This is a genomic window from Borreliella japonica (assembly GCF_900099615.1).
GTDB classification, from domain to species: domain Bacteria; phylum Spirochaetota; class Spirochaetia; order Borreliales; family Borreliaceae; genus Borreliella; species Borreliella japonica.
This window is the reverse complement of the sequence record NZ_FMTE01000009.1, coordinates 1-8,069: the sequence shown is the minus strand read 5'-3', so window position 1 is coordinate 8,069 and position 8,069 is coordinate 1. Positions and strand designations below refer to the sequence as shown.

The 8,069-nt window shown below is 25.6% G+C and carries 8 protein-coding genes and 2 pseudogenes; 5 read left to right on the top strand and 5 right to left on the bottom strand.

Annotation, left to right across the window (positions count from 1 at the left end; translation table 11 throughout):
- Nucleotides 1-414: 414 nt before the first annotated feature.
- Nucleotides 415-879 carry a P52 family lipoprotein gene (locus BLO14_RS05175; RefSeq protein WP_091973708.1) on the top strand — a complete coding sequence of 155 codons (465 nt, stop codon included), beginning with the start codon at nucleotides 415-417 and terminating at the stop codon, nucleotides 877-879.
- A gap of 50 nt (nucleotides 880-929) precedes the next feature.
- On the top strand, nucleotides 930-1,790 hold the full coding sequence (locus tag BLO14_RS05170) for a S2/P23 family protein (RefSeq protein ID WP_091973734.1): 861 nt from the start codon (nucleotides 930-932) through the stop codon (nucleotides 1,788-1,790).
- Here BLO14_RS05170 and BLO14_RS06150 read toward each other — a convergent pair.
- A pseudogene (locus BLO14_RS06150) lies at nucleotides 1,790-2,200 on the bottom strand (BB0158 famile outer surface lipoprotein); the annotation flags it as partial. The gene BLO14_RS05170 and the pseudogene BLO14_RS06150 overlap by 1 nt on opposite strands.
- Here BLO14_RS06150 and BLO14_RS05160 point away from each other — a divergent pair.
- Nucleotides 2,188-2,400 carry a BB0158 famile outer surface lipoprotein gene (locus tag BLO14_RS05160; RefSeq protein ID WP_413783461.1) on the top strand — a complete coding sequence of 71 codons (213 nt, stop codon included), beginning with the start codon at nucleotides 2,188-2,190 and terminating at the stop codon, nucleotides 2,398-2,400. The pseudogene BLO14_RS06150 and the gene BLO14_RS05160 overlap by 13 nt on opposite strands.
- A gap of 202 nt (nucleotides 2,401-2,602) precedes the next feature.
- Here the strand turns inward: BLO14_RS05160 and BLO14_RS05155 are convergent, their stop codons facing one another.
- Nucleotides 2,603-3,550 carry a P12 family lipoprotein gene (locus tag BLO14_RS05155; RefSeq protein WP_091973702.1) on the bottom strand — a complete coding sequence of 316 codons (948 nt, stop codon included), beginning with the start codon at nucleotides 3,548-3,550 and terminating at the stop codon, nucleotides 2,603-2,605.
- Nucleotides 3,551-4,251: 701 nt separating this feature from the next.
- Here BLO14_RS05155 and BLO14_RS06290 point away from each other — a divergent pair.
- A pseudogene (locus BLO14_RS06290) lies at nucleotides 4,252-4,565 on the top strand (BB0158 famile outer surface lipoprotein).
- A gap of 820 nt (nucleotides 4,566-5,385) precedes the next feature.
- Here the strand turns inward: BLO14_RS06290 and bptA are convergent.
- On the bottom strand, nucleotides 5,386-6,006 hold the full coding sequence (bptA, locus tag BLO14_RS05140) for a virulence-associated protein BptA (protein WP_091973696.1): 621 nt from the start codon (nucleotides 6,004-6,006) through the stop codon (nucleotides 5,386-5,388).
- Nucleotides 6,007-6,017: 11 nt separating this feature from the next.
- A complete protein-coding gene (locus tag BLO14_RS06145; protein ID WP_236736403.1) occupies nucleotides 6,018-6,527 on the bottom strand; it encodes a hypothetical protein in 510 nt (169 codons plus the stop codon).
- A 193-nt stretch (nucleotides 6,528-6,720) separates the two neighbouring features.
- On the opposite strand from BLO14_RS06145, the gene BLO14_RS05125 reads away from it, so the two are divergent.
- Nucleotides 6,721-7,716 (top strand): hypothetical protein, encoded by a 996-nt coding sequence (locus tag BLO14_RS05125; protein WP_091973690.1) that lies wholly within the window; start codon nucleotides 6,721-6,723, stop codon nucleotides 7,714-7,716.
- Nucleotides 7,717-7,773: 57 nt separating this feature from the next.
- Here the strand turns inward: BLO14_RS05125 and BLO14_RS05120 are convergent.
- A partial coding sequence (locus BLO14_RS05120; RefSeq protein WP_214606686.1) for a virulence associated lipoprotein occupies nucleotides 7,774-8,069 on the bottom strand: 296 nt, incomplete at its 5' end.

Sequence of the window (8,069 nt, the reverse complement as noted above, 5' to 3'; positions counted from 1 at the left end):
TTATTATTCCTTAAGTTATTATTCCTTAAGTTATTATTCCTTAAGTTATTATTCCTTAAGTTATTATTCCTTAAGTTTAGTGCAAATTGGAAATTTAGGCTTAAAATTAAATGATTTTTGTTGTAGTTGTAATATATTGCTAAAATATTATAATGTTATGATTTTTTGAATTCTACCACTTAGGCAGAGTTTTTATAAAAGCGGTGTTGGTTGAGTTTAGTTTTTCCTTTATTTTTTACCCGGTTATTAACCATGCAATAAATATTAAATTGAGTTTTTAGGAAAGTGTATCATTATGTAATGAATAAGTATAAAATTATCCCAATAATAGTAATAAATAATATCTTCCGGTGGTGGTTGATAATATCTTGTGTTATTTGTATCACAAAATATTATCATATAAGGAGCAATTAAATGAATTATAATAATTTCTTCTCTAGAAAAGACGCACTTTCTAAATTAAAGTTGAGTGCAGTTGAATATTTTGTTTTAGGTGATGTAAAGCATGCTATTTCTGAATTGATAAATAATTCCACCAAAGATAAAAATTGTAATTTCACATTGTCGTTGTTTGAGAACTATAATGAAAAATGTTTTGACAAGTTCTTTGTGAGGTTGGGTTCTAATAGAGCTAAGCAATTAATTAACTTGTTTCGCAAAATCAAAACAAGAATAAGTGATAGTATGTTTGAAACAGAAGTTTTTTTGTTGTACTTGCGTATTGAGGACGAGGATATGTGTCTAGTAAATCTTATGTATTGTGATTGTGAAGGTAAAGACAATTGTTTTGGTTGTATGGAGCCTACTCTTGATCAACAATTCAAAAATATAAGGAAAATGCTAATTTTGAAATTAGAGGATTTTGGCATTTTTATATAAAATGATTTTTTATAATTGAGTTAAATTTAGGATGGAGAGGATTATATATGATTATGAAAAATATGAGTATTTTAAATCTATTTTTACTTATATCATTTTTTTGTTCTTGTTTTTTAGAGTCAAAATCTTCAAAAAGTATTAAAGCTAAAATTCTAGATTTTGAGTTAATTGAAAAAAATATTGAAAAAAATATTGAAAAAAATATTGAAAAAAATATTGAAAAAAATATTGAAAAAAATATTTGTTATCTTGATGAAGAATCTACTACAAACAAAATAAAAGAAGGAGAAGTTTTAGAATTGCTTGCAGGAGGTTATGTTACATGGGTAAAATCTGGTAATTTAAGATCTATAAAAGATAAATACAATAATTTAATCCAAGATCTTAGAGAGCTTAAGTATTCTTATATTTTTTCACCAATCCGATTTAAAACCTTATCATTGTTTGGCTATAATTATTATATTAACGATGATAATTATAAAATATTAATGAATAATGTGCCAATAGCTAAAATCATAGCATTTGAGGCAACTAAAGAGTTTGAAGAAAAATATGAAGTTAAAGACTTAAAATTAATTTCTGAAGGATCAAATATTGATTTTGAGCAACATAGAGTTGGAGTTGCTAAAATTAGTTTAAAAGAAATTTCAAAAGAGCCCGGATATACTATTTCATATAATTTTGGAGTTTTTAATGATGAACTGACAAATTCTTTTAAACTTTTTTATAAAAAGAATAGGTGCAATAATATGCTTGCGCATCTTACTATAAAAGATAAAAAAACTAATGAGAATAAATTATATGAAATTGTGTTAAATGTAAAGTTGTTTCATAATACGGTTAATCAAATATTCTCTAAGTATCCAAAGTTGTCAAATAGGAAATTGGAGAATTATATTAATGATGAATAATAGTTATTATCATTAATATGATAAGTATAGCTAAACCATGATGAAATTTTAAATCGAATGGGTGAAAAAATATAAGAATACTTAAGCTCTCTAAGATCTTGGATTAAATTATTGTATTTATCTTTTATAGATCTTAAATTACCAGATTTTACCCATGTAACATAACCTGCAAAAAGTCCCCCATAGACTTCTCTCTCTTTTATGTCGATCAACCTAGATTCTTTATCAATAGAAGGAATATTTTTTTTATCTTCTTTAATATCTTTTTTCTTATACTTTTCAATTAGTTCAAAACCCGAAATTCCAGTTTCGATATTTTTAAAAGACTTTGGTACTAAAAAACAAGAATAAAAAAATGATATAAATAAAAATATATTTAAAATGTTTACTAAAGAGTTTGAAAAAAAAATATGAAGTTAAAAGCTTAAAGTTAATTTCTGAAGTACCAGATATTGATTTTGAGCGATATAAAACCGGTTTTGCTTTAATTAGTTTAAAAGAATCTTCAAAAGAGCCCGGTTACATTAATTCATGTAATTTTGGGGTTTTTAGTGATGACTTAACAAATTCCTTTAAACTTCTTTATAAGAATGGTGAATCTTATAATTAAACTTTAAGAAAAACTTTTCAATATATTTTTTTATTTTAAATACATTCCATCAAAAAATGGAATGCTTAAAACATATATCAGTAATACATCTAATTTTAATATTTATTTCAAATAAATATTAAAATTATAAAAAGCCTTCCTTTAGCAGAAGACTTTAATTCTAAATAATTAATCTTATTATAAGATATATCTTTTTATTTTCTTATCTATTAAAAATCACAAATCTATTACCAGAACAGATTTCGTTTTTTGAAGAATCTAAAAAAGATTTTGCTTTTTGAATAAGTTGTTCTATCTCTTTTTTTATTTCTCCTGCTTTAACTATCTTAGAAGAAGAGGTATTTAACTGCCTTAAAGCATTATCCATTTCATTTTTTGATTGTCTTGCCAAATTATTATATGTTCTTCTTGACCAATTTTTACGTTCGGTTTTTAGTCTTTCAATAATAGCATCTTTTAAAGTTTTTTGGGCTTTCTCAAAAAAGTACTTTGCAGATTCTCTCTCACTAAGCCCACTATCTAATTGAGTGTTAAGCTCTTCAATATCACCCCTCTTTTCTAATAACTGATTGAACAAATTAATTAGATTCTGTTTTTCTTGTCTATTCTGTATTATTCTTTTCTGATATTCTTTTTGTATATGAGGCTTTGTTTTTATTATATGATTTATTCTTTCCACAATATGCATTTCTGTTTTTATTGAATCTACAAGTTCTGAGATTTCATCATAAACTTCATTAAAACTAGATTCTATTTGATCAGACTCATTTTTAAGTTTATTTTCGTCATAAGCTAATTTAGCAAATTCAATACTTCCTTCGTTAATTGCTTTCTCTGCTTTTTTTTCTTCATCGGTATTTGGGACCAACTCTTCTTCTTTTATCTTTACTTCTTCTTGAGAATAATATGGTAAATTTTTATTTACATTAACAGGGTTTGCAGAAACAGCCTGTATTATTTGGTTTTTTCCTTCTTCCACATTTTGTTCAACAACTTCTACACTTTCTTGAATTTTCTCTATAAAGTCTAAAATTTTCCCTCCCCTTTTATCTATTTTTTTGTTCATCAATTCATTAGCGCCACTTGTATTACATGACAGTAAACTTATTATTAACATTAACATGTATATTGTCAAAATATTTTTTTTCATATCTTCTCCCGATGGGATCTTTATAGATCCATATCTGTTTTATGCAAATATATTGCTATTCCTATGAAATTACAAACACATATCTCTTCTTAATACAAACAGTTTTAAATAATTTATCTATTGCTTTGTTTAAAACGATAAGATCTTTTGTTCCTTTGTTTCCGGTAGTAGGTAGCACTTTTAAGTAAAGCTTTTTTATATTTTCATTACTAGCTCACTTTTTTACCAAGATCAGTATTTGTTCCCTTTACTTTGTCTAATTGAGGTAGTGTTCAAGGTTGATCAGTGCATTTTTGTACGTGTTTACGGCGTTTGAATGGCCTTTTAGAGCGGAAAAAAAGTTACTGGGATTTTCTAAAAAGCTATCATGGGATGAAACAAGAAGCTATTTCTATAATCTTTGATTTAGAAATAGTAGTTCACGAGTTATATTAAATATTTATTTTTTGAGATATAAATTCTTTTTACTTTAAATAATTTTTAAATATATTTTTCTTTATATCATTTTTTTATTCTTGTTTTCTGGTGTCAGAATCTTAAAAAAGTATTAAGACTGGATTTTAGGTTTTGAGCTAATTGAAGAGGATATTGAAGAAGATAATAACAATAACAATAACAATATTTGTTGTGCTGATGAAGAATCTAGATTAAATGAGATAAAAGAAGGAAAAGTTTAGGAATCATTTGCAAGAGGTTATGTTATATGGGCAAAATCTGGTAATTCAAGAATTATAAAAGACAAATATAGTAATTTAATTAAAGATCTTAAAGAACTTAGGTATTCTTATATTTTTCACCCATTCGATTCAAAACATGGCTTAGTTACACTTATTATATTAATTATAATAAGTGTAAAATATTGGGTAATGAAGTACCAATAGCTAGAATAATAGCATTTAAGTCAACTAAAGGGTTTGAAGAAAAATATGAAGTTAAAAGTCTAAAGTTAATTTCTGAAGGACCAGATATTGATTTTGATCAATATAGAACTGGTTTTTGTCAAAAATTGGTTTAAAAAAGGCTTTGAAAGAGTCTGAATATATTAATTAATCTAATTTTGGAGTTTTTAATGATGATTTAATAAATTCTTTTAAACTAATTTATAAGAAGAGTAAATGTAGCTATATGCTTTGCATCTTACTATAAAAGATAAACAAACTAAAAAGATAAAACCTATGAAATTGCATTAAATCTAAAGCTATTTAATGATGCTGTTAAGCTGATATTTGTTAAGTATTCAAATTTATCAAATGAAAATTAAAGCTTCCTATTGATGAATAATGAATAATGAATAATGAATAATCCAATAGCATATTGAAAATATAAATAATAAAATTCTATTTTATTTAGATTAAAAGTTATTCTTAAGATTTTTTTATGTATGATAGTTATTGGCCTTATTTTTACATTTTTTTGGAGGTCTTTTTGAGTTTAGGTTTTAAGAGGTCCAAAGAATTAATTAACTTATTTGTAAAGATTGAAACAAGATTGGGTTATGATTCATTTAAGGTTCTTATATTGTATTTTTGTATTGTGGATCTCCAGTTTGTTAATGTTTTTTACCCTAATGTTGGGAGGTATATTTTTTACTTAATTTTAAAACTTGATTGATTTAAAGGTATGCGGTATGTATTTTTTTGATGTTTTTTTCTATCTCTTTTAAGATTGAAGTTTTTTGTCAGAGTTTTTATATTCTTTTCATAATTTTTGTTTTCAAAATTGGTTTTTTGATAGATTAAGATGAATTTTACAGTACATTGTTATTATATATTAATCATAGATAGAGTATTTTTTTTGTTTTTATACGAAAATAAGTATTTTGCTTTTAATACGACTTAAAAATTATATTTTAGTATAAAATTTTCTATATCAATTTTATATTTTTTATCTTCATTAGTAATTAAAATAATCTTTATTCGTTTTAACTTTTTAAGTTTAGTAAAAAATGCTTTAGAAATAGCGACATCTAAAGTGTTTTCTACTAAAACAGGGAATTTTAAATGAAAAAATTTCTTTTTAAGATTAACATCTCCTATGTTATAAGCCTTTAATATTTGCCATTTTTCACTTGGTATATTATTTTCATGGGTAGAAGCTTGTTCATTTTCTAATCCTTCGAAAATTACATTTTTAAAACCTAAAATTTTATTATCATGCACTGTGAAATTAAAACTGTAATTAGGATTCATTGCTTTATATGAATCTGTCAAATAGCCCGTTCCATTAATATTGTTTTCAAGCTCAGGAATTATCCATCTTGATTTAAAAAAAACCATTTTTTTTAAATCACCTTTTTTAAAACGGTATCTATAAGTTTCTTCAATGTAAGTTCCATCATTATAATCAACCTTTTCAATCTTTTTATTATAAAATCCGTTTCTATCTTGTTTTACGAGTAAAAAGGAAACTAAAAAAATACAAATTAATAGTAACCCACAAAATAATATTTTGCCCATTAATAATCATCCTATCTTGCAACCAACATGTCATAAGAATTAAAAAAATCTATACTATTTTTCTTGCTTGCTTTAAAAGTATATTTTTTTTCCTCATTAGTTTTTTCATCAAAATATTCCAGGTATACTTCGATTCCATTCACTTTTGCTGATTTTTTTATTTGATTAAATAGCTCAAGCTCAGTTTGTTTAAATGTATATATATCAGAAGAAAAACTATTAATTCCCCGAATAGGCGTAGAATTTATTGGAGACTCTATTATAGAAACCCCATTAATATACCACTTATTAAGTACAAGCTTTGTGTTATTTGCAATTTTCACATTAAACTCTAAATCTATGTACTCCTTTAAATGACTTAAAGTAAAAGTTCCAAATTTGGTTTTTAACATAAGCAATAAAGTTAAACCAGACTTATTACTAGCATTTGAAATAACAACTTCTTCAAATACTTCTTCATTAGAAAAAAGTGTTATGCCGGGAATTAATAAAAAAAACATTAATAGCGCTATTACTCTCATACCTTTTATCATTATACTATTATCAATCAGGAATATATATATTATTGATAAATTTAACCATTATTGTGCAAAAAAAGTTAAAAAATAGCTAAAGATCATTTATTGATGAAAAATTTAATCTTTTTAAAAAATTATATCATTACAATTAAAATAATTTATATCATTTTAATTGTAATGATATAAAGGGAGTAAAATGAAAATAAAAAGTATTTATTGCAAAATAGTATTTTTAACACTTTTAATTTTCATTTCGGCCTGCAGCCAAGACAGTCAAAATAAAAAGGATAAAGATAAAGTATTGAACTATTCAGAGGGGGTTGATACTTTGTATTTACATTCAACTGTTAAGGTTGAAGTTGAATTTCATTCCAGATCACTGTTCTTGGACAGTATTGACTTTGCGATTCATGATCTTTACAAAGTTGATGTGTTAGAAAATACTAAATTTTTCAATTCCTCAACAGTAGAGGGCATAAGATTTAAAAACGGCATTGTTTCAAAACCACCTGCTCATATTTACTATGTAAAAATAGTGCTCAATGAAAATAAATTTTTTACAATAGGACTGCGTATACCTAGTCCTATTGTTGGCAACTTGGGACAGCTAGAAATAGTGGTAAGATCATATGATCTTGCTCCTCAAGGATTCTTAGTATACAGAGTTAACCATCACGAACGAGACGATCATGGCTTGCTTAAACGACGATATTATAGATTTGTTGATTCTACAATAGAAAACATTTACGGGGCAGAGACCAGCAGTATAAAACTAAAAAATATCAGTAAACACTTAGATACTGAAATGAATAGAACTGTAGTTGATAATTCGGCTAGAATTTCTAAATTTGCAAATACAGTTCTTAGTGCATTGCAAATTGAGCCCGACAATGCTTCAGAAATTATGAAGCCCTACTTTGAAGAGTCTGTGTCAGCTGTAGTTTTTTTAGCTCTTGCTCCCTTATTAGACTATAGAATTGAAGAAACAGTTTTCCAGCTAGTTAGAACCGACCATTTTTCAAAATCATTGCAAATTCATAATTATGCAAAAATGATGAGGCAATGGGAAGAACTAAGTTACTGCTGGCAGTACATTGCACTTAATCCGGATCAAGATGTCAGACAACCTGGTAAACGGGCTATACGTCCCCAAAGCCCAATGGTTTTCATGAATATAATCAAGTATAAATAATTACCATTTAATATATTGCTTTTGTAAAGCGTTGAACAACTATTTTTAAATCGAAGATTATAGAAATAGTTGTTTACTTGATAATATGTCCTTTTCCCGCTTTCGTGCTTCTTCAACTTTTTCTTTCATTTGATCGTAAAGTGTATTTAAATGGGATCTAAGCTTAGAAACATCTGTTTTTATAAGATTTTTATCAGTTTGATAATCTAATAAAATTTGTTTTGCCGTTTCTGATACAAATTTTATTGTAGATAATATTGTGTCAAATGATTTTTTAAGCTTCTTTAAATCTGAAATATCTAGTTTATCTAAAGCATCTTTTTTGGGGTGTAAGAAATCAATTGAATTGTCAA

What these genes read in the sequence shown, in the direction of transcription:
- BLO14_RS05175 (WP_091973708.1), top strand. Translation starts at nt 415, where the DNA reads ATGAATTATAATAATTTCTTCTCTAGAAAAGACGCACTTTCTAAATTA.
- BLO14_RS05155 (WP_091973702.1), bottom strand. Translation starts at nt 3,550, where the DNA reads ATGAAAAAAAATATTTTGACAATATACATGTTAATGTTAATAATAAGT.
- bptA (WP_091973696.1), bottom strand. Translation starts at nt 6,006, where the DNA reads ATGGGCAAAATATTATTTTGTGGGTTACTATTAATTTGTATTTTTTTA.
- BLO14_RS06145 (WP_236736403.1), bottom strand. Translation starts at nt 6,527, where the DNA reads ATGAGAGTAATAGCGCTATTAATGTTTTTTTTATTAATTCCCGGCATA.
- BLO14_RS05125 (WP_091973690.1), top strand. Translation starts at nt 6,721, where the DNA reads ATGAAAATAAAAAGTATTTATTGCAAAATAGTATTTTTAACACTTTTA.